The sequence below is a fragment of the Roseateles sp. GW821-FHT03B02 genome, from assembly GCF_059421025.1.
In genome coordinates this window covers 605,751-629,544 of record NZ_JBWKUV010000002.1, presented here as the reverse complement: position 1 = coordinate 629,544, position 23,794 = coordinate 605,751, and the positions used below count along the sequence as shown (strand labels likewise).

The following is a 23,794-nucleotide window of genomic DNA, read 5'->3' as shown; positions in this document are numbered from 1 at the left end:
AGGGGTGGGGCGGTGTCAGCGCACGCGCTTGTAGCGGCTGTAGCCGCCCAGCTCGCGCGGCACCGGCTTGAGCACCAGCACGCCACGGGGCGGCAGGTCCACCGTGACGAAGCCGGAGCCGATGGTCAGCGGCGTTGTCGTCGGCACCAGGCCCAGCACGTCCTGCAACGGCGTGTCGTCCATCAGCGCCCAGTTCGCCACCATCAGTCGGTCGCGCACGGGCTGGTCGGACGGGTTGGCGACGACGATGACGGTGTCGAGCGCCTTGTCGGTGTGGCGCTCGAAGGCGAGCAGCCGGGCCGACTCGACGAGGCGGAAGTCGCCCACGCGCAGCGCGCGGTGAGCCTTGTGCATGTCGACGAGCTTGCGCACCCAGACCGTCTCGGGGTTGGCGTCGCCGACGAGGTCCCAGCGCATCGGGCCGCGGTTCTCGGGGTCCGCACCGCCGGGCATGCCGACCTCCACGCCGTAGTAGAGGTTGGGCGCACCGGGCAGCGTGAACTGCAGGGCCTGCACGAAGCGGCGCTGAGCGGTGTCGGGGAACTGGCTCGCGACGCGCGGGATGTCGTGGTTGTCGATGACGATCCAGGACTTCAGCATGCCCTCGATGCCGGCGTCGCGCACCATGCGGTCGATCATTCGGCCGGCCGCAGGGCCGCTGAACTCGTCGGCGGCGCTGCCGTTGATGATCTGGCGCAGCGCGAAGTTCATGACGCCGTCCATGGACTTTAGCCAGGCGCCGGGGTAGTTGACGATCTCACCGACGACCAGCGAGCCGGGCTTTTCAGCGTGGGCGGCCTTCGTCAGCGCCGAGAGGTAGGTGGGGCCAAGCTCGAAGGCCGTATCCAGCCGCCAGCCGTCGGCGCCGTCGCGCAGGTAGCTGCGCACGACGGAGTCCGGCGCTTCGTAGAGGTAGCGGCGCACGGCAGGCGATTCGAGGTTCAGTTCCGGCAGGTTCTGGAAGCCCGTCCAGACCCGTGCGCCGCCGGCGTACTGCGGGCCGATGGCGAACCACTCGTGCCAAGGGCTCTTCGGGTTGGCCATCGCCGCCTTGAAGGCCGGCGAATTGCGGCCCATGTGGTTAAAGACGCCGTCCAGCACCACCTTGAGCCCGCGGCGATGGGCATCGCTGGCCAGCCGCTTGAAGTCCTCGCGGCTGCCGTACTCGGGCGAGATGGCCTTGAAGTCCAGCGCGTCGTACTTGTGGTTGGTGTAGGCGTGGTGGATGGGGTTGATGTAGAGCACGTCCGCGCCGAGCTGCTGGACATGGTCGAGCCTGCTCGTGGCGCTGGCGAGGTCACCGCCCCAGAAGTCCAGCTCGTGGGCCGACAGCTTCTCGGCTTCGAGATAAGGCCCCGGTGCGGGTACTTCGCTCCAGGCTCGCAAGCGCTTGGGCGCTGGATAGAGGGCGCGCTTGGCCTCCAGGTTCTGCGAGGGCGCAAAGCGGTCCACGATGATCTGATAGACGACGGCGCCGTTGCGCCAGTCGCGCTCGCGGTCTTCGTAGGGGCCAGCCTGCGCCTGCAAAGCACCGAGCAGGGCCAGACCTGTCGCGGCGAGGACGCGCTTCATCCCTTCACGCCGCCGGCCGTCAGGCCGGAGACGATCCAGCGCTGGGCCAGCAGGAAGACCAGCGTGATGGGCAGGCCCGACAGCACCGCCGCGGCCGCGAAGTCACCCCACAGGAAGCGCTGGTCGTGCAGAAAGTATTTGGAGCCGACGGCCAGCGTCAGGTTTCCTTCTTCACGCAGCAGGATGGAGGCGACCGGGTACTCGATGATGGTGCCGATGAAGGCCAGCACGAAGACCACCATCAAGATGGGCACGGCCATGGGCAGCAACACGCGGGAGAAGGCCTGCCAGTGCGTGGCGCCATCGACCTTGGCGTTCTCCTCGATCTCCACCGGGATGGTCTCGAAGTAGCCCTTGATGGTCCAGACGTGGGTGGCGATGCCGCCCAGGTAAGCCAGCACCAGGCCGGCATGGGTCTCGATGCCCAGTGCCGGCACATAGGTGCCGATGGTCTCGAAGATGGCGTAGATGGCCACCAGGGCCAGCACCGGCGGGAACATCTGCAGCAGCAGCATGCCGTTGAGCACGGGCTTGCTGAAGCTGAACTTCAGGCGCGCGAAGGCATAGGCCGCGGTCGTCGAGATGGCGACGATGAGGAAGGCCGAGGCGGTGGCGATCTTGATCGAGTTCCACAGCCAGGTCAGCACGGGGAAGGGCGGTTGCACCAGGCTGCCGTCGGCGGCCTGGTACGGAATGCCCAGGGCCAGCTTCCAATGCTCCAGGCTGATCTCGGTCGGGATCAAGCTGCCGGTGGCAAAGTTGCCGGGGCGCAGCGAGATGGACACGACCGCGAGCAGCGGGAAGAGGGTGATGGCGATGAAGACCCACATCACCGCATGGGCGGCGAAGGTGCGCCAGCGGGCTTGTTTGCCGAGGACGATGGCCATGATGATTACTTCTGCGCCTTTGCCGACATGCGGAGGTTGATGAGCGACAGCGCTGCGACCAGGAAGAAGATCAGCGTCGAGATTGCCGCGGCGAGGCCGAAGTCCGAGCCCGAGTCACGGAAGGCGATGCGGTAGGTGTAGCTGACGAGGATGTCGGTTTGCCCTGCAGGCAGCTTGGTGGACAGGAAGTCCGGCCGGCCGTCGGTCAACAGCGCGATCAGCACGAAGTTGTTGAAGTTGAAGGCGAAGGCACTTACAAGCAGCGGCGCCAGCGGCTTAATGATTAGCGGCGCGGTGATCTTGAAGAAGTTGGTCGCAGGGCTGGCGCCGGCCAGGGCCGAGGCTTCGTACAGGTCTGCGGGAATCGCCTTCAGCAGCCCCGAGCACAGGATCATGATGTAGGGGTAGCCCAGCCAGACGTTGACGATGAGCAGCATGGTCTTGGCCAGCAGCGGATCGGCGAACCAGGCCGGCTTGACGCCGAACAGCGCGTTCAGGATGGCGTTGATCTCGCCGAAGTTCTGGTTGAACAGGCCCTTGAACACCAGGATGGAGATGAAGCCCGGCACCGCGTACGGCAGGAACAGCAGCGTACGGTAGGTGGTGCGGTAGCGCATGCCCTCCCAGTTCAGCATCACGGCGAACAGCATGCCGATGGCCGTGGCGAAGGCGACGGTCAAGGCCGAGAACACCACCGTCCAGGTAAAGATGGACAGGAAGGGGCCGCGGAACTCGGCGTCGAAGAGCATGCGGGCGTAGTTGCCCACGCCGATGAAGGCCTTGAAGCCGGGCTGCAGCGTCTCGCCGGTGGCGGACTGGAAGAAGCCGGTGTCGCGGTTGGGCGTGAAGACGGTGCCGTCCGCCGTGCGGGTCAGGCTGCCGTCGGCATTGGCGGCCCACTGCGGCTTGACGGGGCCGAACTCGCGCAGGCCCAGGTAGTGCAGTTCGGTCTTGTCAGGGAGCACCAGCACGAGCCGCGCGAGCGCGTCGCGGTGCTTGATGAGTTCGGGCAAGGGCAGGGCGGCCTGCAGCGGCGCGGTGAGCGGCAGGCGCTCGGCATCTGCCGGGGTCAGGTCGACGCGCTGCGCGCGGCTGATGCTGCGCAGGGCCAGGGGCGAGGACACCCAGCGCGGCGCGGCGCCGCCTTCGGGTTGCAGCACGAGGCGGAACTCGTTGCCGTCGGCGTGCAGGCTGTAGGCCAGCACCTGGTCCTCGACGGCGTCGTGCTGCTCCAGCAGGTACTCGCGCACCCGGCTCTCGCTGAGCAGGTGGGTGCTGGAGTAGTTGGTGAAGCCGATCTGCGCCGTGTAGAGCAGCGGGAAGGCGATGAAGACCAGCATGCCGGCGATGCCGGGGAAGAGGTAGCGCCAGGCAAAGCCGCCGCGGCTCAGGTAGACGTAGAAGCCGGCCGTGAACAGCACAAGCAGGCCCGCGGCCCAGGCCGCCTGACCCGTGGTGTAGACGACGAAGACGAGGTAGAGCGCCGCCACTATGGCGGCCGCAGCCAGTGGCCAGCGCAGCCAATGGCTGAGCTTCTCGGTCAGTGTGGGCGGCAGCGTCGAGTAGGCGCCCTGGCCCAGGGAAGAGGAGAGCGCGTTCATTTGTTCAGCAGCATCCGTGCGGCGGCGCCGTCGAGCGCGTCCTTCGGTGATTGCAGGCCGTTGGTGATGGCTTCCAGCGCCGCGTCCATCGCGGTCCAGAAGCGCCCCACCTCGGGGATGTTGGGAATGGGCGCGCCGTTGCGGGCGTTGGTCATGCTGGCCGCGATCAGCGGGTTGACCGACAGCTCGGCATAGAAGGCCTTGTTGGCTGGCACGCCGATGGGTACGTCGGCGTCCAGCACCTTCAACGCCTCGGGGCGCATCAGGTGGTTCTCAATGAACTCCTTGGCGATGTCCTTGTGCTTGCTGGGCGCTGAAATCATGCAGCCCAGCACGCCGACGAAGCTCTTGCTCGGCTTGCCGGCCACGACGGCGGGAATGGGGGCCACGCCGAAGTCGATCTTGGCGCGCTTGGCGTTGTCCCAGGCCCAGGGGCCGGAGATCATCATGGCCACCTCGCCGCGTGCGAACGACGACTCCATCTCGGCATAGCGCGCGCCCCTGGGCATGTGGCCGTCCTTGATGAGGCGCTCGACCATCTGCGCGCCGGCCAGCGCCCCTGCGTTGTTGACATCGACCTTGCGGGCGTCGAAGTCACCCTGCGCGTCCTTGCCGAAGATGACGCCGCCGGCGCCGGCGATCATGGGCCAGGTGAAGAAGCTTTTGTTGTAGTCCCACAGCACAGCGTGCTTGCCGCTGGCCTGGAGCTTCCTGTCGATGGCGATCAGCTCGTCCCAGGTGGCGGGCGGCGTGGGCACCAGGGCCTTGTTGTAGATGAGTCCGGTGGTCTCGATGGCGATGGGGTAACCCCAGATGCGGCCGCGATAGCTCAACGCATTCCAGGCCTGCTCCTCGGACTCGGCCTTGAGCCTGGCCGAGGGGCGCAGCGGCGTCAGCAGGCCGGCCTTGGCCCATTCACCGACGCGGTCATGCGGCCAGCAGAAGATGTCCGGGCCCTTGCCGGCACCGGCGGCCTGCTGGAACTTGTCCGTCGGGTCGACCGGGTGCTCGACGACGACCTTGACGCCCGAGGCCCTCTCGAAGGCATTGCCTACCTTCTGCAGGCCGTTGTAGGCCTTGTCGCCGTTGATCCAGACGAGCAGCTTCGGGCTTTCGGCCAGGGCCGGCGCTGCGGCAAGCGCGGCCAGCAGGGGGAGCCACTTCATGCCGCCAGCTCCGGCGCGGCCAGGCGGCGCAAGGCGAGGCCGTCGGCGTTGAAGACGTACAGCGCCTCGGCCGGCAGGTGCAGGTCCAGGTCCTGGCCGCTGCGCAGACGGTCGATGCCGTTGCGGCCTTCGAACTGGCAGGTCAGGGCTTCCTCGACGCCGGGGTAGGGGCAGTAGGCGAAGGTGATGCCGCCCAGCGATTCGACGAAGGCGACGGTGCTCTGCAGCAGATTGCCCTGGCCGTGGTCGCCGCGGCGGATGTGCTCGGGCCGCACGCCCAGGGTCACCTTGTCGCCGACGGCCGAGCCGCTGCCGTCCACTCGCGCGCGCAGCATGACCTTGCTGCCGGTCAGCTTCACGTCCACGTGGCCCGGCTCGATGGCTGCCAGCTCGGCATCGATGAAGTTCATCTTCGGGCTGCCGATGAAGCCTGCCACGAAGAGGTTGCGTGGATGCTCGTACAGCTCCAGCGGCGAGCCGACCTGCTCGACCTTGCCGGCCGACAGCACGACGATGCGGTCCGCCAGCGTCATGGCCTCCACCTGGTCGTGGGTCACGTAGATCATCGTGGTCTTGAGGTCCTCGTGCAGCTTGGCGAACTCGTAGCGCATGCGCACGCGCAGCGCCGCGTCGAGGTTGGACAGCGGCTCGTCGAACAGGAAGACCTCGGGCTTGCGCACGATGGCGCGGCCGATGGCGACCCGTTGGCGCTGGCCGCCGGACAGGTCCTTGGGCTTGCGGTCCAGCAGATGCTCGATGTGCAGGATCTTGGCCGCGTTGCGCACGGCGGTCTCGATCTCGGCCTTGGGCACCTTGGCCAGCTTCAACCCGAAGGCCATGTTGTCGAACAGATTCATATGCGGGTAGAGCGCATACGACTGGAAGACCATCGCGATGCCGCGTTCACTGGGCGGCACCTCATTGACGATGCGGCCGCCGATAGTCAGCTCGCCCCCCGTGATCTCTTCCAGGCCGGCGATGGAGCGCAGCAGCGTGGACTTGCCGCAACCCGAGGGGCCGACGAAGACCATGAACTCGCCGTCGCGGATCTCCAGGTCGATGCCATGAAGGATGCGGATGTCGCCATAGGCCTTCTCCACGCCGGTCAGTCGAACGTCTGCCACTTCTAACCTTTCTGTCGCCGGGCGTCTGGCGGCCGGCTTGTCTCGTCATTTGGCGGCTAAATTTCTCTCATTCAGCCGTCTTTGTAGACAATATACATTCGTGACGCGCCGGCCACAACAGAAATGACCCGCTTGAATCTTCATGAAACCCTTGAAAATCAAGGCTTTGCAAAACGTTCCGGGTTTTCCCGATGTAGTCAAACTACACAACGAGCCGGAGCTGTCCGATACTTCGCCCAGCGCTGCCCTTCGAGTAGCATTCTTGCCCCCGTCGCCGGGGGCTGGCACTGATGAACACCCCAACCCGAATGCCCGTTCAACGCAAGTCAAGCCCCAAGGCCTCTACCGCGATGAAGAAGCCGTCTGCCCTCTCCGCCGAAGACAAGGCCTTGCGCGCCGCCTTCGAGACCGCCTACGAGCGTGAGCTGTCCCAGTCCAGCCATGGCGCTACGCCGCAGGCGGCCCTGCATGCAGCGGCCATCGCCTGCCGCGAGACCCTGGCCTGCCGCTGGGCCAGCACCCAGGCCGAAGACGCCCGGCGCGGCGAAAAGGCGCCGGTGCGCCGCGTGCACTATCTGTCGATGGAATTCCTGATGGGGCGTGCGCTGTCCAACGCGCTCGCCGCCCTCAAACTCACCGAACCGCTGGAGGCCAGGCTGGCCGAACACGGCACGACGCTGGGCGACGTGCTGGAGCGCGAGCCCGACGCGGCCCTCGGCAACGGCGGCCTGGGCCGTCTGGCGGCCTGCTTCCTGGACTCGTTCGCCGAGCTGGAACTGCCTTCCTTCGGCTACGGCCTGCGCTACCGCTACGGCACGTTCGCCCAGGTCATCCAGCAGGGTCGCCAGCTCGAACAGCCCGACGACTGGACGCGCGACTCGCCCGCCTGGGAGCTGCCGCGCCACGACCTGCGCTATCACGTCGGCTTCGGCGGGCGCGTCGAGGTTGACGCCTCCGGCGTGCGCCGCTGGATGCCCGCCGACGAGATCGAGGCCCAGGCCTTCGACTTCATCGTGCCGGCCCATCACAGCGACCGCGTCTCCACGCTGCGTCAATGGCAGGCCACGGCCGCGCCCATCGCCTTCAAGCCCTTCTGCGAGGGCGACTACGCGCGCGCCGCCCGCCATCAGGTGCTGGCCGATGCGCTGAACTGGGTGCTCTACCCCGACGACAGCACCGAGGCCGGCCGCGAGCTGCGCCTGAAGCAGGAGGCCTTCCTTGTCAGTGCCTCGCTGCAGGACCTGATCGCCCGCCATCTGCGCGAGTTCGGTTCGCTGCACAACCTCGGCAAGACCAACGCCATCCATCTCAACGACACGCATCCGGCCCTGGCGCCCGCCGAGCTGATGCGCCTGCTGCTGGACGAGCACGGCCTGGGCTGGGACGAGGCCTGGAAGATCACCCGCCAGGCGGTTGCCTACACCAACCACACGCTGATGCCCGAGGCGCTGGAGACCTGGCCGGTTCGCATGTTCGAGCAGCTGCTGCCGCGTCATCTCGAAATCATTTACGAGATCAACCACCGCTTCCTGGAAGACCTGCAAGAGCGCTTCCCCGGCGACCACTCCCTGGCCGGCCGCGTCTCCCTCATCGACGAGGGCAGCCACGGTGGTGAGCGTCGCGTGCGCATGGCTGCTCTTGCGCTGGTCGCGTCGCACCGCGTGAATGGCGTCGCAGCCCTGCACTCGGAGCTGATGGTGCAGACCATCTTTGCCGACTACGCCCGCATCTGGCCCGAGCGCTTCCACAACGTCACCAACGGCGTGACGCCGCGGCGCTGGCTGCAGCAGGCCAATCCGCTGTTGTCCGGCCTGCTGGACAGCCGCATCGGTGAAGGCTGGCGCAAGGATCTGGCCGAGCTGGGCGAGCTCAGCACCCTGGCGGCCAACCGCGAGCTGGGCGAGGAGTTCCTGGCCGTCAAGCGCGCCAACAAGGAGCGGCTGGCCGCCGTCATCCGCCGCGAGCTGGGCATTGCTGTCAACGTGGACAGCCTGTTCGACATCCAGATCAAGCGAATCCACGAGTACAAGCGCCAGTTGCTCAACCTGCTGCATGTCATCGCCCGCTACCAGGCCATCCGCGACAACCCCGACGCGAACTGGGTGCCGCGCACCGTCATCATTGCCGGCAAGGCCGCCTCGGCCTACCAGATGGCCAAGAGCATCGTGCGCCTGGCGCACGACGTGGCCCGCGTCATCAACAGCGACCCGCGCGTGGGCGACAAGCTCAAGCTCGTCTTCCTGCCCAACTACAGCGTCACGCTGGCCGAGAGCATCATCCCGGCAGCCGACCTGTCCGAGCAGATCTCGACGGCCGGCACCGAGGCCTCGGGCACCGGCAACATGAAGTTCGGCATGAACGGCGCGGTCACCATCGGTACCTGGGACGGCGCCAACATCGAGATGGCCGAGGCCATGGGCGTGGAGAACATGTTCGTGTTCGGCCTGCGCGCCGATGCTGTCGCCAAGATCAAGTCGCTGGGCTACGACCCGCGCCTCTACGTCGAAGAGAATCGCCAGCTCAAGCGCGTCATCGATGCCATCTCGGCGGGCGTCTTCAGCAACGGCGATACCGAGCGCTATCGCAGCCTCGTGGACAGCCTGCTGCACCGCGACGTCTACCTGCTGATGGCCGATTTCGCCGACTACGTCGCCACCCAGGCCAAGGTCGATGCACTGTTTGCCGACCGCGCCGCCTGGGCTGAGCGTGCCCTGCGCAATATCGCCGGCATGGGCCCGTTCTCGTCCGATCGCACGATCGCCGAGTACGTGGACCGTGTCTGGTCCGTGAAGAGTCTCAACAGCTGACGATGATCAACGAAGCCGACCTTGACTCCCTGCTGGCGGGCCGCCATGCCGACCCCTTCGGCCGGCTGGGCCTGCACGCGGACGACAACGGTCGGCTCTGGGTGCGCGCGCTGCTGCCCGGTGCCACCGAGGTGGCGCTGCTGGATGCCGGCAGCAAGAAGCACATTGTCGACCTGGAGGAACGCCGCGGCGGCTTCTTCGAGGCCCAGGTGCCGCGCCGCAAGCATCGTTTCGACTACCGCCTGGCCGTGCGCTGGGCAGGCGGCGGCGAGGGCGTCTATGCCGACCCCTACAACTTCTATCCCCAGCTCGGCGACGACGAGCTGAAGGCCTTTGCCGAGGGCCGGAACTTCCGCCCCTGGCTGAGCCTGGGCGCGCATGTCGTGCAGTACGGCGATGTGAGTGGTGTGCGCTTCGCGACCTGGGCGCCCAACGCGCGCCGCGTCAGCGTCGTCGGCAACTTCAACAACTGGGATGGACGGCGGCACCCGATGCGGCTGCGACATCAGGCCGGCGTGTGGGAGATCTTCGTGCCCCACGCCATCGAGGGCGATCTCTACAAGTTCGAGATCGTCAACGGCAACGGCCAGCTGCTGCCGCTGAAGGCCGACCCCTATGCACGCCAGGCTCAGCTGCGGCCCGACACGGCCAGTGTCGTCGCGCCCATGCCGCAGGTCACGCCACTGCCGCGCCAGCGCGAGCGCGCCAATCGGCGCGAGTCGGCCATCTGCGTATACGAAGTGCACGCCGCCTCCTGGCGCCGTGGGGTGACGGGCGACTTCCCGACCTGGGACGAGCTGGCCGAGCACCTCCCAGCCTACGTGGCCGACATGGGCTTCACGCATGTGCAGCTCATGCCCATCAGCGAGCACCCCTTCGACGGCTCCTGGGGCTACCAGACGCTCGGCATGTACGCGCCCAGCGCCCGCTTCGGCCCGCCGGACGGTTTTGCCCGCTTCGTCAAGGCCTGCCACGAGCAGGGGCTTGGCCTGCTGCTGGACTGGGTGCCAGCGCACTTCCCGGCCGACGCCCACGGCCTGGCCGAGTTCGACGGCACGCGGCTCTACGAGTATGCGGACCCCAGGGAAGGCTTTCACCGCGACTGGAACACGCTGATCTACAACTTCGGCCGCACCGAGGTGCGCGAGTTCCTGATCGGCAGCGCGACCTACTGGATCGAGCGCTGGGGCGTGGACGGCCTGCGCGTGGACGCCGTGGCCAGCATGCTCTACCGCGACTACTCGCGCCCGGCCGGCGAGTGGATTCCCAACCTGCGCGGGGGGCGGGAGAACCTGGAAGCCATCTCGCTGCTGCGCGAGATGAACGAGCATGTCGGCGAGATCGAGGGCGCCATCACGGTGGCCGAGGAAAGCACCAGCTTCCCCGGCGTCTCGGCGCCCACCTACGCGGGCGGCCTGGGCTTTCACTACAAGTGGAACATGGGCTGGATGAACGACACCTTGCGCTATATGGCCGAGGACCCGATCAACCGCCGCTGGCATCACGACAAGATGACCTTCGGCTTGATCTACGCGTTCAGCGAGAACTTCATGCTGCCCATCTCGCACGACGAGGTCGTGCACGGCAAGGGTTCGATGCTTTCCAAGATGCCGGGCGACGACTGGCAGAAGTTCGCCAACCTGCGCGCCTACTACGGCTTCATGTGGGGCCACCCGGGCAAGAAGCTGCTCTTCATGGGCCAGGAGTTCGCCCAGCGCCAAGAGTGGAACCATGCCGAGGGCCTGCCCTGGGGCCTGCTGGAAGACGACCGCCACGCCGGCGTGCAGCGCCTGGTGCGCGACCTCAACAAGCTCTATCGCGACCACACGGCCCTGCACCGGCTGGACTGCGAGAGCGGTGGCTTCGAGTGGATCAGCGCCCACGACGCCGAGCACTCCATCTACGCCTGGGTGCGCCGCGACGGCACGGGCCGCATGGTCATCGTCGTCTGCAACATGACGCCGGTGCCGCGCGAGGGCTATTCGCTGGGTGTGCCCGACGGCGTGACCGCCTGGCGCGAGGCGCTGAACACCGATTCCGCTTACTACGGCGGCAGCAATATGGGCAATGGCGTCGCCGCTGCCGGCCTGCCGGTGCAGGCCCAGCCGGCGCACGGCCGGCGCCTGTCCATCACGGTCAACCTGCCGCCGCTGGCGACGCTGTTCTTTGTTCCTATTTGAGTCGGTAGTCCATGGCTCACCTGCCTGATCTGCAACCCGGCTGGCACGAGCCGCTGGGGGCGCTGGCCCGCGATGGCGGCGTCAATTTCGCCGTCGCCAGCGAGAACGCGACGCGCATCGAGCTCTGCGTGTTCGATGGCGAAGGCCAGCGCGAGCTGCGCCGCTACGAGCTGGTGGGCCCGCATGACGGCGTCTTCCATGGCTTCCTGCCCGGCGTCGGCCCCGGCCTGGTCTACGGCGTCCGTGCCCATGGTCCCTACGCGCCCGAGCAGGGCCACCGCTTCAACCCGCACAAGCTGCTGCTGGACCCGTACGCGCGCGAGATCGTCGGCCATTTCGGCTGGCGGGCCGAGCACCATGGCTATGAGCTGGGCCACCCGGAAGGCCCCCGATCGCTCGACGCACGGGACAACGCGACGCAGGCGCTGAAGGCCCGCGTTGCACCGCCGCCGGCCGCTCCCTGGCGCGCTCACCAGCCGCGCCGTGCGCCGAACGAAGTCGTGCTCTACGAGGTCCATGTCAAGGGCTTCTCGAGGCTGCTGCCCGGCGTACCAGACGATCTGCGCGGCACCTATGCCGGCCTGGCCCATCCCGCGTCCATCGCCCACTTCAAGCGGCTGGGTGTGACGGCGCTGTCACTGCTGCCGGTGCACTACTGCATCGACGAACCGCACCTGGCCGAGCGCGGCCTGCACAACTACTGGGGCTACAACACGCTGGGCTTCTTCTGCCCCGACCCGCGCTGGGCTCATGCCACGCACCGCAACGACCCCACCGCCGTGACAGCCGAGTTCCGCCAGATGGTGGCGGCCCTGCACGAGGCCGGGCTGGAGGTGGTGCTGGACGTCGTCTACAACCACACGCCCGAGGGCAACGAGTTCGGCCCGACGCTGTCCTTTCGCGGCCTGGACAACAAGACCTGGTACCGCCTCGTCGCCGACGACAAGAGCCGCAACGAGAACCTGACCGGCTGCGGCAATACCGTCAACTGCGCCCACCCGCGCGTGACCCAGTTCGTGCTGGACTCGCTGCGCTACTGGGTGGCCGAGATGGGCGTCGACGGTTTCCGCTTCGACCTGGCGCCGGTGCTGGGCCGCACCAATCATGGCTACGACGCCAATGCCGCCTTCTTCACGGCGCTGAGGCAGGACCCCGTGCTGGCCGGTGTGCACCTGATCGCCGAGCCCTGGGATGCCGCCTACGACGGCTACCAGGTCGGGCGCTTCCCCGGCCGCTTCCTGGAGTGGAACGACAAGTTCCGGGATGCCGTGCGCGGCTACTGGCTGGGCGCCGGCCCGGGCGTGGGCCGCGGCGAGCTGGCACGGCGCTTCATGGCTTCCAGCGATGTGTTCCATCATGGCCAGCGCCTGCCGACGGCCTCGGTCAATTTCGTTGCCGTGCACGACGGCTTCACGCTCGCCGACCTGACCAGCTTCAGCACCAAGCACAACCAGGCCAACGGCGAGGACAACCGCGACGGCCGCGACGGCGAGCTCTGTGCCAACTTCGGCGCCGAGGGGCCGACCGGGGACACAGACATCAACGCCACCCGCGAGCGCGTGCGCCGTGCGCTGCTGGCGACGACCCTGCTGGCCCAGGGCACGCCCATGCTGTGCGCGGGCGACGAGATCGGCAACAGCCAGGGCGGCAACAACAACGCCTATTGCCAGGACAACGCCATCACCTGGATGAACTGGGAGCAGGCCAACGGTCGCACGACCGAGCTGGTCGCCGAAGTGCTGGCCCTGCGTGCTGCCGAGCCCCTGCTGCGCCACCCGCGCTGGTTCGCCGCCGGCCCGGGCGAGGCCAGCATCGCCTGGTACGCGCCCAGCGGCCACGAGATGACGCCGCACGACTGGCACGACGCCGGCCAGCGCGCCTTCGGCGCCCAGCTGCGCGAAGCTGGCGCCGCGGCGCCGCGGCTGATGATCGTCTTCAACCCCGACCCCGCGCCGCTGCCGTTTCTGCTCTGCAACGGGCCCTGGCAACTGGTGCTCGACAGCAGCGGTGAATCCGCCGCGCCCCTCGTCCTTCCCGGCCAGCCGCTCAATGTGCCGGCCCGATCTCTCCTCGTCCTGAGGCATCAATGAACCTGAACCAACGCTCCTCGGGTGTGCTGCTGCACATCACCTCACTACCCGGCCCGCACGGCATGGGCGACTTCGGCCCCGATGCCTACCGCTTTGTCGACTGGCTGCAGTCCGCCGGCCAGAGCATCTGGCAACTGTTGCCGACGACGCCCATCGGCCCGGGCGACTCGCCTTACCAGGGCGTGTCGGCCTTTGCCGGCAGCCAGTGGATGGTGGCGCTGGAGCCGCTGATCGAGAAAGGCTGGCTGGTCAAGCCACAGCTGCCCGACTTCAATGGCCAGCATGTCGACTACGGCCGCGTGACGCCCTGGCGCGAGCAGCAGCTGCGCGCGGCTGCCGCCGGCTTCTTCGCCAAGGGCAGCGCCGAGGACCGCAAGGCTTTTGCCGCCTGGTGCCAGACGCAGAAGAGCTGGCTGGACGACTACACCCTCTTCATGGCCATCCGCTCGCCGCTGAACGGCCAGCCCTGGTGGACCTGGACCGACGGCCTCAGGAAGCGCGAGCCCAAGGCCATCGCCCAGGCCCGCAAGGACTACGCCGACGAGATCGCCTTCTGGCAGTTCGTGCAGTGGCAGTTCGACGTGCAGATCGGTGCGCTTAAAAGTTATGCCAACGAGCGTGGCGTCCACCTCATGGGCGACCTGCCCATCTTCGTCGCCCACGACAGCGCCGACTGCTGGTCGCGCCCCGACCTGTACTACCTCGACGAGAACTTCCAGACCACGGTGGTCGCCGGCGTGCCGCCCGACGACCTGGGCCCGCTGGGCCAGCGCTGGGGCAACCCGCTCTACCGCTGGGACAGGATGGCCGCCGAGAATTACGCTTGGTGGACGGCCCGCGTGCAGCGCGCCCTGAGCCAGGCCGACGTCTTCCGCATCGACCATTTCCGCGGCTTTGCCGGCTATTACGAGATCCCCGGCGACAGCCCCGACGCCAAGCGCGGCGAGTGGAAGACCGGCCCCGGCATGGCCCTGTTCGACGCCATCAAGAAGGCCCTGGGCCCGCTGCCCATCGTGGCCGAGGACCTGGGCTTCATCACCGACGACGTGCACGAATTGCGCGACGGCTGCGGCTTCCCCGGCATGAAGATCCTGCAGTTCGCCTTCGGCGCCGAGGGCGACCACGAGTTCCTACCCCACATGTGGAACAAGACCTCGGTGGCCTACACCGGCACCCACGACAACGACACCGTGCGCGGCTGGTGGGACCAGGCCAAGCCCCGCGAGCGCGCCTTTGCCGGCTCCTACCTGGCCTGCGGCGAGCACGACGTGCACTGGGCCATGATCCGCGCCTGCGCCAACTCGGTGGCCAACATGGCCGTCTACCCGCTGCAGGACGTGCTGGGACTGAACAGCAGCCATCGCATGAACGTGCCCGGCGTGCTGGGCGGCAACTGGGGCTGGCGCTTCCACTGGGCCATGCTGGGCGACGAGCCCTCGCGCGTGCTGGGCCTGATCACCGCGGCCGCTGGCCGGGGCCCGTTCGAGCTGCTGCACCTGCCCTGAGCCCCGCAAATCGGGGGTGTTTTCATCCCCCTAGGACCATCAGTTTTGCGGGGGTGGTCGTATTTCCTTCAAAAGCCCTGGCTAGCATTGCCGGGCTTGCGCCGGGCCTTCGCCCCGCCAGGCAGGAGGAAGAACATCATGAAGTTGAAGTCCTTTGGCGCTGTCGCGCTGCTGTGCGTTTCCGGCTTGGCGAGCGCCACCACGACGGTGAACGCTGGCCCCTACACACTGACCTATGACGAGACCACCGCGGGCTTCGGCTGGGTCACCAGCCTGAGCTCGGCGGGCTTCGAGTGGAGCGTTCAGGCGGCCGTGCAGGCGCAGTCCTTTGCAGTCGGCACCGTGACGGCAACCTTCGTGCTGCCCGACTTCACGATCACCGCCAACCCGGGCTTCACCCTGAGCGGCGCGCTGACCGGCAGCCTGGGCAACGTGACCTATTTCGAGGGGGGCGTTGCCGCCTCCACCGGCATGGCCGCCGGCGCGACGCTGACGGTCGGCGCCAACCCGGCCGTCGTCATCCCCGTGGCCGGTCTCGTCAAGAACCCGACGAGCGCCAACTCGGGCTGGTTCGCCGGCGTCGCCTCGGCACCCATCGGCACGGTCGGCAGCCTGAGTGTCACCGGCGGCTCGCTGGTGCTGACGGCGACTGCCGGTGCCGGCAGCTTTGCGGCCATCACCGGCCAGCCGCAGAACAAGCTCAAGTTCGAGATCACGGCCGTGCCGGTGCCGGAGCCCGAGACCTATGCGCTGCTGCTCGCCGGCCTGGGAGCCATCGGCCTGATGGCGCGTCGCCGCCAGCCGCGCTGACCGGCTGAGGCCGAGACCGCAAAGGGCTCCGTGAGGAGCCCTTTTCCGTTCTGGCGCCTCTTGCGCCTCATGCGGCGCTCACCGCGAGATGTCGAGGATGAGCGGGCTGCGAGCCGGCACGGTGAGCGTCGCACCGAGGCTGAACGCCTTGCCGCCCAGCACATCGCGGGCGCGGGCGCCAACGGCCAGGCGCTCGGGAAAGCGCTCCAGCCGCAGTTCCGCCGGCTGGCTGTTCTTGTTCAGCGCGACCATCACCGTGCGGCCCGCTTCATAGCGGAAGAAGACATAGCAGCCGTCCAGCGGTGCGTACTGCATCAGCGCGCCGTCGTGGATGACGGTGGCGCCCTTGCGCCAGTTGAAGAGGCGGCGCGTCCAGTCCTGCATGTCGCGCTGCTCGGCGGTCAGCCCGGCACCGGTGAAGGCATTGATCGCATCGCCCGCCCAGCCGCCGGGCATGTCCGCGCGTACCAGGCCGTCGTCGCGCTCGACGGGGCTCTGCATCAGCAGCTCGCTGCCGTAGAAGAGCTGCGGGATGCGCCGCGTCGTCGCGAGGTAGGCCAGCGCGATCTTGGTCAGGCCGACGTCACGCCTGAGCACGGAGAAGAGGCGCGGCGTGTCGTGGTTGCCGTCAAACAGCACGAGGTTGGCTGGGTCGGGGTAGACGAAGTCGTGGGCCAGGCCCTCGTAGAGCTTGGTCAGCCCGGTGTGCGGGCCGTCGTCCTCCAGCAGCGCCGCCAGCAGGTTGGTCTGCATCGGGAAGTCCATCAGGCTGGGCGCGTAGGACACGTAACCGTCGTGGTTCTTTTTGCCGCGCTGCCAGTAGGACACGACGGCCGGATGCGGGCTCCATTCCTCACCGACGATGTTCAGGCGCGGGTACTCCTGCATGACGCGGGCCGACCAGCGGCTGAGGAAGTCGCGGTCGGAGTAGGAATAGGTGTCGGTGCGGATGCCCGACAGCCCGGCGCTCTCGATCCACCACAGCGTCATCTGCGTCAGATAGGTGGCGAGCTCGGGCCGACGCTGGTTCAGGTCGGGCATGCCGGGCACGAACCAGCCGTCGGTGAAGCGCTTGCGGTCGCTAGCCGCGGCGTAGGGGTCCTGTAGCGTCATGCGCGCGTGGTGCGTTTCGACGTACTTCGAGCCCTCGGGGATGCCCGGAACAGGCATCCCTCCTCCCGAGGGGGGCGACGAGGCCTGGGAGCGGCCCGGCGCCTCGTCCTGCGGCCAGGCATTGATCCAGTCGGGCGCCGGCAGGTCCGTCATCCACCAGTGGCCGCCGCCGATGTGGTTGAGCACGATGTCCTGGATGACGCCGACCCCCTTGGCGCGGGCCTCGGCCGCGTAGGCGCGGAAGTCGTCGTTCGTGCCGAAGCGCGGGTCGACCTTGTAAAAATCGGTCGCGGCGTAGCCGTGGTAGCTGTACTTCTCGCTGTTGTTCTCGACGAGCGGCGTCGGCCAGACCTGGGTGAATCCCAGGCCGGCGATGTAGTCGAGGTGCTGGCGCATGCCGGCCAGGTCGCCGCCGTGGCGTCCGCCCGGATGGCTCCGGTCCTGGCCTTCCTTCATGCCCGCCTGACGGCCGCTGCCGCCCTGGGCGAAGCGGTCGGGCACGACGAGGTAGATCGCATCCCTGGGGCCGAAGCCCTGGCGCTGCGCCGAGCCCGGCGTGCGGGCCAGCAGCGGGTAGCGCAGGGTCTGGCCGGCCAGCGTCAGCACGAGTTCGCCCGGCTTGGCCTGCGGGCCGATGTCGAGGTCGACGAAGAGGTAGTTGGCGCTGGTCGCGCGATGGCTGCCCTTGAGCGTGACGCCGGGGTAGTCGGCGAGCGCCGGTCGGGCGTCGGCGATGCCGTCGCCGTGCAGCATCAATTGCAGCGAGGTGTCGCGCATGCCGGTCCACCAGTTCGGCGGTTCGACATGTTGCAGGCCGGCGGCCATCGTGTTCAGGCTCATCAACAGGGCAGTGCTCAGGGCGATCAGGGATTTCATGGCGCTTCCAGGCGGTAGACACGCAAGGACAGAGGCGGCAGCGTAGCGCGACCGCGCCGTGCGGCGTTGTCCCTGGGGTAGAGCGCGCGGGCGCCGGCGGGCAGGTCCAGCGCGGCCGGCGCGTCGCCGTAGTTGATGGCGACGAGGACGCGCTCCTTGCCCAGCACGCGCTCGAAGCGCCAGACGGCGCCTTCGACATGGTCGGCTTCGTAGTGCCCCCGTGTCAGCGCACCGGAGGCGCTGCGCAGCGCGATCAGCTCGCGGTAGAAGTTGAACAGCGAGCCCGGGTCGCGCTGCTGGCTCTCGGCGTTATGCCTGCTGCGGTTCAGCGACAGCGGGCGGTAGGGCTGGGCGTTGGTCGAGAAGCCGCCTGCCGCTGTCCAGCTCATGGGTGCGCGCAGCGGCTCGTCCGCCTTGCCGTCGATGCCGGCCAGCCCGATCTCCTCGCCGTAGTAGACGAAGGGCGTGCCCGGCAGCAGCAGATAGCTCGCGGCCGCGAGGCGGTAGCGGGCCTCGTCGCCGTGCAGCTGGTCCCACACGCGCTGGCCGGTGAAGATGTCGTGGTTGTGCAGGAAGGTCGCCATCGTGGGCGACATGCTGCGGTAGTAGTCGGCCACCTTCTGCACGGCTGCCGTCTCGCCCTTGGCGGCCTTGATCATCTCGTAGTTCAGGTTGAAGGCGAAAGCGCCGCCGCACAGGCTGGGGTCGCCGTAGGCGATGGGCTCGGCCGTGGCTTCGCAGACGACGTAGCGGCCGGGGTAGCTCTTGATGAGGTCCTGGAAGTGCTTGGTCAGCACACGGCTTTCGGGCTGGTCGTTCCAGTCCTTGGCGTTGTTCTCGATCAGGTGGGGCACGGCGTCCAGCCGGTAGCCGTCCAGGCCGCGGTTGAGCCAGAAGCGCATGGAGTCCTCGTGGTACTGCACCACGGCGGGGTTGCGCATGTCGAAGTCGGGCATGTGGGGCCCGAAGGTGCCGAAGAAGATGTCGGGCGAGCCCGGCGTGATGGCCGGCATGTCCTTCCATTCGCCGGTCCAGGTCCAGGGCTTGGTGGCCGCGTCGTACCAGGGGACCTTGCCCCAGATGTCCCAGCCCGGGCCGGGATTGGGATTCCAGACGAACCAGCTGCGCCAGGGGCTAGCGCGGTCGGCCACGGCGGCCTGGAAGGGCGGGAACTGCCAGGACGCGTGGTTGATGACGTAGTCCATGACGATGCCGATGCCGCGCTTGTGCGCCTCGCGGATGAGCTCGTCGAAGTCGGCCAGAGTGCCGTACTGCGGCTCGATGCCACGGTAGTCGGTCGTCGCGTAGCCATGGTCGTGGTCGGAGCTGGCGGTGATGGGCATCAGCCAGACGCCGCTGATGCCGAGCTTCTTCAGGTAGTCCAGCCTGCGTGTGAGGCCGCGCAGGTCGCCGACGCCGTCGCCGTCGCTGTCCTGGTAGCCGCGCACGAAGATTTCCATGAAGACACCGTGCTGCCAGTTTGCCGGCAGGGTACTGGCGCGCGGCTGGGCGGGCACGGGGCGGGTGTCGATCTGGGCCGGGGCTGCAGTGGCAGCGGCGGCCAGCGCCAGGGTGAGCAGCAGTCGCTTGTGCATGAGGTTCAGCGGGTCGTGGTGTAGACGCGCAGGGACTGCGCGGGGATGTTCAGCCGGGCCTGGCCGGTCGCATCGCTAGCGGCGCTGGCGCCGTCAGCAGGGTAGGCCGCCTGCAGCGTCGCGTTCGCAGGCAGGCCCGTCAAGCCGGCCTCGGCCGCCGTGCTGCCGAAGTTGATGACGACGACGGCCGTCTGCGTGGCCGTGCGGCGCTGGAAGCTCAGCACCGCGCTGCTGGCGGCTGCGTTGGCGTAGTCGCCGTCGTGCAGGGCCGGCGTGCCGTTGCGCAGGGCCAGCAGCGCGCGGTAGTGGTTGAGCAGCGAGTCGGCATCGGCCTGCTGCACGGCGACGTTGTTGGTCGCGGCGTTGGCCGCCAGCGCGCGGTAGGGCGTGCCCGTCGTGAAACCGCCGCTGGCACCGGCGCCCCAGGCCATGGGGGTGCGGATGGCGGCGTCGCCGCTCAGCGAGCTTGCACCGCGCAGGCCCACCTCCTCGCCGTAGTAGATGAAGGGAGTGCCCGGCAGCAGCAGATAGGCGCTGGCTGCGAGCTTGAGCTGGGCGAGGTTGGCGCCGAGCTGGTCGGCGGGGCGCTGGCCGGCGAAGCTGTCGTGGTTGGACAGGAAGGGCGCCATGCCCGTCGGCGCCGTCCTGAAGTAGCTGGCAAGCCTGGTGACCGAGGCGGCGTCGCCGCGCGCAGCGGCAATCAGCGCGCCGTTGAGGTCGAAGGCGAAAGCGCCGCCGCAGGCCGAGGGGGCGCCGAAGCCCTGAGGGTCGGCCGGGCCTTCGCAGACCATGGTGCGGCGTGCGTAGCCGTTGAGCAGCACGCGCATCTCGTTCATCAGCGTGTAGTTGCGCGGCTGGTCTTCCCAGGCGGCGGGGCCGTTCTCGACAAGGTTGCCGACGGCGTCGAAACGGAAGCCGTCCACGCCGCGGTTCAGCCAGAAGCGCAGCGTGCTCTTGTGGAAGTCCACGACCTCGGGCTTGAGCAGGTTGAAGTCGGGCATCTGGTCCCAGAAGGGCGCGTAGTAGGCGCCGTTTGCGGTGCTGCGCCAGGGGTTGCCGCCATAGACGCTCCAGCCCGTGGGCGCCGGGTTCTGCCAGACGTACCAGTCGCGCCAGGGGTTGGTGGCCGAGTCCTTGGCATTGACGAACAGCGGGTGCTGGCCGGCGCTGTGGTTCATCACGTAGTCGAGGATGACGCCGATGCCGCGGGCGTGGGCCTGCTTGACGAGTTCGTCCAGGTCGGCCAGCTTGCCGTAGGCGGGCTCGATGTCGCGGTAGTCGGTCACCGCATAGCCGTGGTCGCCGTCCTGGCTCTTGGTGACGGGCATCAGCCACAGGCCTTTGACGCCGAGGTCCTTCAGGTAGTCCAGCCGGCTGACGAGGCCGCGCAGGTCGCCGATGCCATCGCCGTCGCTGTCCTGGTAGCTGCGCACGAAGATCTGCATGAAGGCGCCGCGCTGCCAGCCCTCGGGCAGGGGGCTGCCGGGGTCGGCCGCTGCGACCGCGCTGACGTCGGGCGTGGGCAGCGTCGACGGCGTTGGCGCGGGAACCGGCGCGGGGACCGCGGCGGGGCTGCTTCCGCCGCCGCCGCAGGCAGCGAGGGCCAGCATGGACAGCGAGACGGCAGCGAGCGAAATCCTGTTGGCGAGATCGGGCATGTAATCAAACTACGTGAATTTTCAGTCAAGCATAGTCAATTTGTTCAGCTCAGCGCCAGAGGGATTTCAATGAATGTAGTTTTGCTACTATTTGCAAAACACGAAGGAGACCTTGATGCCCACCCGCCCGACGTTGCTCGTGCTGCTTGGCCTGGCGTTGATCGCTGGCGCCGCGAGCGCGACCGATCTTGACGACTGCAATGCCGACGTGCCGGTGCCGGCGCCTGCCGCCCGCCCCCTGGCCGAGGCCTACTGGCTGGATGCACGCACGCTGCAATGGCCGGGGCTGAAGCTGCAGCCGGGCGAGCGGGTGCGGCTGCATCACGCGCGTGCAGCGGGTGTGCGGGCGGTGGCGGGTGAAGGAGTGAAGGGGGCCGACGGCGCTCTCGAACTGCGGCCGAGTGCCGCGCCGCTGCCGACACGGCTGCGCTTCATCGGCGACGGCCCGCGTTTCACCGTCGCGGGTGCCGACGTGGCGGCGTTGTTGCGCGAGCAGTTGCTGCTGGTGCATGAAACGGCGGACGGCCGCGTCATCGCGTCCACCGGCCTGCAGATCGCCGGCGCGCTGGACGATCTGTACGCAGCGGCCGAGCAGGTCGCCGACCTGGGCGCGCACCCGGCCCGCGCAAGCACCGTTTTCGCCGTCTGGGCGCCGACGGCCCAGCGCATGCTGCTGTGCCGCTACGGCGGCCCCGGGTCGCCAGCTCTCGCCGCGGATGCGATGCACCTGGACGCCGCCACCGGCGTCTGGCGGGCCGAGCTGCCGGGCGACCTGAGCGGCCAGGCCTACCGCTACCTCGTCGACGTCGTGACACCCACGCACGGCCGCGTGCACAACCTCGTCACCGACCCCTACTCGGTTGCGCTGACGGCCGACTCCCGGCGCAGCGTGGTCGCCGATCTGGGGGCGCAGGCCCTCAAGCCCAAGGGCTGGGATGCCGCCCCGCGGCCGGCCCGCGTGAAGGCGGCGACCGACCAGCTCATCTACGAGCTGCACGTTCGCGACTTCTCCGCGAGCGATGCGACGGTGCGCCCGGAGTGGCGAGGCAAATACCTGGCCTTCACCGAGGGCGCCTCCAACGGCATGAAGCACCTCAAGGCACTTTCCCGGGCCGGCATGACCGACGTGCATCTGCTGCCCGTCTTCGACCTCGCCAGCGTGCCCGAGCAAGGCTGCAAGTCGCCTGCGGTGCCTGCGGCGCCTGCCGACAGCGAGGCCCAGCAGGCGGCCGTCATGGCGGTGGCGGCCGACGACTGCTTCAACTGGGGCTACGACCCCTGGCATTTCAATGCGCCGGAGGGCAGCTATGCGACCGACCCGCTGCAGCGGGTCATCGAGTTCCGCGCCATGGTCATGGCCTTGCACCGGGCCGGGCTGCGCGTGGGCATGGACATGGTCTACAACCACATGTCCGCAGCGGGGCAGGCCCCCAGGTCCGTGCTGGACCGCCTGGTGCCCGGCTACTACCACCGCCTCACCGACAAGGGCGAGATCGAGCGCTCCACCTGTTGCGACAACACCGCCACAGAGCACCGCATGATGGCCAAGCTGATGATCGACTCGGCCGCACTGTGGGTGCGCGAGTACCGCATCGACTCGATGCGCTTCGACCTCATGGGCCACCAGCCGCGCGAGGCGATGGAGCGCCTGCAGCGGCGCGTCGACGCCGAGGCCGGGCGGCCCGTGCAACTGTTGGGCGAGGGCTGGAACTTCGGCGAGGTCGCCAACGGTGCGCGCTTCGTGCAGGCCTCGCAGCTGAGCCTGAACGGCAGCGGCATTGGCGCGTTCAGCGACCGCGGCCGCGACGCGGCGCGTGGCGGCTCGGCGGGCGAGGGCGGCGACGACAGCGTGCGCCGCCAGGGCTGGCTCAACGGCCTGGTCTATGCACCCAACGCACTGGCCAAGGCCGGGCCGGAGGAACTGCTGACCGCGGCAGAAATGATCCGTGTCGGCCTGGCCGGCTCGCTGCGCAGCTTCACGCTGAGCACCTGGCGCGGCGAGAAGAAGCGTCTGGATGCCATCCCCTATGGCGATCAGCCGGCCGGCTTCGCCTCGCAGCCCGGCGAGGTCGTCAACTACGTGGAGAACCACGACAACCAGACGCTGTTCGACGTCAACGCGCTGAAGCTGCCGCGCGACACCTCGCGCGAGGACCGGGCCCGCGTGCAGATGCTGGGTGCGGCGCTGGTTGCCTTCAGCCAGGGGGTGGCGTATTTCCACGCGGGCCAGGACATCCTGCGCAGCAAGAGCATGGACCGCAACAGCTACGACAGCGGCGACTGGTTCAACCGCCTGGACTGGAGCTACCAGACCAACCACTTTGGCACCGGCCTGCCGCCCAGGCAGGACAACTACGGCCAGAACGGCCGCGACTGGGAGCTCGCCCGCGAGCGGCTGGCCGACCCGTCCATCGCACCCGGACCCGCCGAGATCGCCTGGGCACGCGACGTCTTCCGTGATCTGCTGAAGATACGCGCCGGCACGCCGCTGCTGCGGCTGAAGAGCGCGGCGGAGATCGGCAAGCGCGTCAGCTTCCCGGGCAGCGGTGCGGGACAGAACCCGGTGCTCGTTGCAACACGCATCGACGGTCGCGGCCTGGGAGGATTCAAGGCCGTGATGACGCTGATCAATGTGGCGCCCACTGCTCAGGCGCTGGAACTGCCGGCGGAACGCCGCTCGACCTGGACGCTGCATCCCGTGCAGCGCCATGGCGCGGACGAGCGCCTTCGCCGCGAGGCCCGCGTGAAGGACGGACGCTTCGAAGTTCCGGCGCGCAGCGCGGCTGTCTTCGTTCTGGAGTGAAGGGGCG

14 protein-coding genes are annotated in these 23,794 nt (G+C 68.3%); 6 read left to right on the top strand and 8 right to left on the bottom strand.

Going from position 1 to position 23,794, the window contains the following annotated elements; translation table 11 throughout:
- Window positions 1-15: 15 nt before the first annotated feature.
- From AC07VX_RS09235 to AC07VX_RS09215, 5 genes are read right to left on the bottom strand one after another with little or no spacing between them, the layout of a single operon-like run.
- On the bottom strand, window positions 16-1,572 hold the full coding sequence (locus AC07VX_RS09235; protein WP_493164410.1) for an alpha-amylase family glycosyl hydrolase: 1,557 nt from the start codon (window positions 1,570-1,572) through the stop codon (window positions 16-18).
- Window positions 1,569-2,459, bottom strand: coding sequence for a maltose ABC transporter permease MalG (malG, locus tag AC07VX_RS09230; RefSeq protein ID WP_493164409.1), 891 nt, complete (start codon window positions 2,457-2,459; stop codon window positions 1,569-1,571). Before malG ends, AC07VX_RS09235 begins: the two co-directional genes overlap by 4 nt.
- Before the next feature lie 5 nt (window positions 2,460-2,464).
- Window positions 2,465-4,060, bottom strand: coding sequence for a maltose ABC transporter permease MalF (malF, locus tag AC07VX_RS09225; RefSeq protein WP_493164408.1), 1,596 nt, complete (start codon window positions 4,058-4,060; stop codon window positions 2,465-2,467).
- Window positions 4,057-5,226: a maltose/maltodextrin ABC transporter substrate-binding protein MalE gene (malE, locus tag AC07VX_RS09220; protein WP_493164407.1), complete on the bottom strand. Its 1,170-nt coding sequence runs from the start codon at window positions 5,224-5,226 to the stop codon at window positions 4,057-4,059. Before malE ends, malF begins: the two co-directional genes overlap by 4 nt.
- Window positions 5,223-6,350: an ABC transporter ATP-binding protein gene (locus tag AC07VX_RS09215; RefSeq protein WP_493164406.1), complete on the bottom strand. Its 1,128-nt coding sequence runs from the start codon at window positions 6,348-6,350 to the stop codon at window positions 5,223-5,225. Before AC07VX_RS09215 ends, malE begins: the two co-directional genes overlap by 4 nt.
- Window positions 6,351-6,700: 350 nt before the next feature.
- Here AC07VX_RS09215 and AC07VX_RS09210 point away from each other — a divergent pair, with 350 nt between their 5' ends.
- From AC07VX_RS09210 to AC07VX_RS09190, 5 genes are all read left to right on the top strand, one after another.
- On the top strand, window positions 6,701-9,157 hold the full coding sequence (locus AC07VX_RS09210; RefSeq protein ID WP_493164405.1) for a glycogen/starch/alpha-glucan phosphorylase: 2,457 nt from the start codon (window positions 6,701-6,703) through the stop codon (window positions 9,155-9,157).
- A gap of 2 nt (window positions 9,158-9,159) precedes the next feature.
- Window positions 9,160-11,337, top strand: a complete 2,178-nt coding sequence (glgB, locus tag AC07VX_RS09205; protein ID WP_493164404.1) for a 1,4-alpha-glucan branching protein GlgB — start codon at window positions 9,160-9,162, stop codon at window positions 11,335-11,337.
- 11 nt (window positions 11,338-11,348) lie between these two features.
- Window positions 11,349-13,427 (top strand): glycogen debranching protein GlgX, encoded by a 2,079-nt coding sequence (glgX, locus tag AC07VX_RS09200; protein WP_493164403.1) that lies wholly within the window; start codon window positions 11,349-11,351, stop codon window positions 13,425-13,427.
- Complete coding sequence (malQ, locus tag AC07VX_RS09195; RefSeq protein WP_493164402.1) at window positions 13,424-14,932, top strand: 4-alpha-glucanotransferase; 1,509 nt, start codon at window positions 13,424-13,426, stop codon at window positions 14,930-14,932. Before glgX ends, malQ begins: the two co-directional genes overlap by 4 nt.
- Window positions 14,933-15,070: 138 nt before the next feature.
- Window positions 15,071-15,742, top strand: coding sequence for a PEP-CTERM sorting domain-containing protein (locus tag AC07VX_RS09190; RefSeq protein WP_493164401.1), 672 nt, complete (start codon window positions 15,071-15,073; stop codon window positions 15,740-15,742).
- Window positions 15,743-15,820: 78 nt separating this feature from the next.
- Here AC07VX_RS09190 and AC07VX_RS09185 read toward each other — a convergent pair whose 3' ends face one another.
- From AC07VX_RS09185 to AC07VX_RS09175, 3 genes are read right to left on the bottom strand one after another with little or no spacing between them, the layout of a single operon-like run.
- A complete protein-coding gene (locus AC07VX_RS09185) occupies window positions 15,821-17,731 on the bottom strand; it encodes a glycoside hydrolase family 13 protein (protein WP_493164400.1) in 1,911 nt (636 codons plus the stop codon).
- Window positions 17,728-19,326: an alpha-amylase family glycosyl hydrolase gene (locus AC07VX_RS09180; protein WP_493164399.1), complete on the bottom strand. Its 1,599-nt coding sequence runs from the start codon at window positions 19,324-19,326 to the stop codon at window positions 17,728-17,730. The genes AC07VX_RS09185 and AC07VX_RS09180 overlap by 4 nt, the downstream gene beginning before the upstream one ends.
- A 5-nt stretch (window positions 19,327-19,331) precedes the next feature.
- The gene (locus tag AC07VX_RS09175; RefSeq protein ID WP_493164398.1) at window positions 19,332-20,984 is read right to left on the bottom strand and encodes an alpha-amylase family glycosyl hydrolase; all 1,653 of its coding nucleotides are present in this window, start codon (window positions 20,982-20,984) and stop codon (window positions 19,332-19,334) included.
- A 115-nt stretch (window positions 20,985-21,099) separates the two neighbouring features.
- Here AC07VX_RS09175 and pulA point away from each other — a divergent pair, with 115 nt between their 5' ends.
- Window positions 21,100-23,787 carry a pullulanase-type alpha-1,6-glucosidase gene (gene pulA / locus AC07VX_RS09170; RefSeq protein ID WP_493164397.1) on the top strand — a complete coding sequence of 896 codons (2,688 nt, stop codon included), beginning with the start codon at window positions 21,100-21,102 and terminating at the stop codon, window positions 23,785-23,787.
- The last annotated feature ends 7 nt before the right edge of the window (window positions 23,788-23,794 follow it).

What these genes read in the sequence shown, in the direction of transcription:
- AC07VX_RS09235 (WP_493164410.1), bottom strand. Translation starts at nt 1,572, where the DNA reads ATGAAGCGCGTCCTCGCCGCGACAGGTCTGGCCCTGCTCGGTGCTTTG.
- malG (WP_493164409.1), bottom strand. Translation starts at nt 2,459, where the DNA reads ATGGCCATCGTCCTCGGCAAACAAGCCCGCTGGCGCACCTTCGCCGCC.
- malF (WP_493164408.1), bottom strand. Translation starts at nt 4,060, where the DNA reads ATGAACGCGCTCTCCTCTTCCCTGGGCCAGGGCGCCTACTCGACGCTG.
- malE (WP_493164407.1), bottom strand. Translation starts at nt 5,226, where the DNA reads ATGAAGTGGCTCCCCCTGCTGGCCGCGCTTGCCGCAGCGCCGGCCCTG.
- AC07VX_RS09210 (WP_493164405.1), top strand. Translation starts at nt 6,701, where the DNA reads ATGAAGAAGCCGTCTGCCCTCTCCGCCGAAGACAAGGCCTTGCGCGCC.
- glgB (WP_493164404.1), top strand. Translation starts at nt 9,160, where the DNA reads ATGATCAACGAAGCCGACCTTGACTCCCTGCTGGCGGGCCGCCATGCC.
- glgX (WP_493164403.1), top strand. Translation starts at nt 11,349, where the DNA reads ATGGCTCACCTGCCTGATCTGCAACCCGGCTGGCACGAGCCGCTGGGG.
- malQ (WP_493164402.1), top strand. Translation starts at nt 13,424, where the DNA reads ATGAACCTGAACCAACGCTCCTCGGGTGTGCTGCTGCACATCACCTCA.
- AC07VX_RS09190 (WP_493164401.1), top strand. Translation starts at nt 15,071, where the DNA reads ATGAAGTTGAAGTCCTTTGGCGCTGTCGCGCTGCTGTGCGTTTCCGGC.
- AC07VX_RS09185 (WP_493164400.1), bottom strand. Translation starts at nt 17,731, where the DNA reads ATGAAATCCCTGATCGCCCTGAGCACTGCCCTGTTGATGAGCCTGAAC.
- AC07VX_RS09180 (WP_493164399.1), bottom strand. Translation starts at nt 19,326, where the DNA reads ATGCACAAGCGACTGCTGCTCACCCTGGCGCTGGCCGCCGCTGCCACT.
- AC07VX_RS09175 (WP_493164398.1), bottom strand. Translation starts at nt 20,984, where the DNA reads ATGCCCGATCTCGCCAACAGGATTTCGCTCGCTGCCGTCTCGCTGTCC.
- pulA (WP_493164397.1), top strand. Translation starts at nt 21,100, where the DNA reads ATGCCCACCCGCCCGACGTTGCTCGTGCTGCTTGGCCTGGCGTTGATC.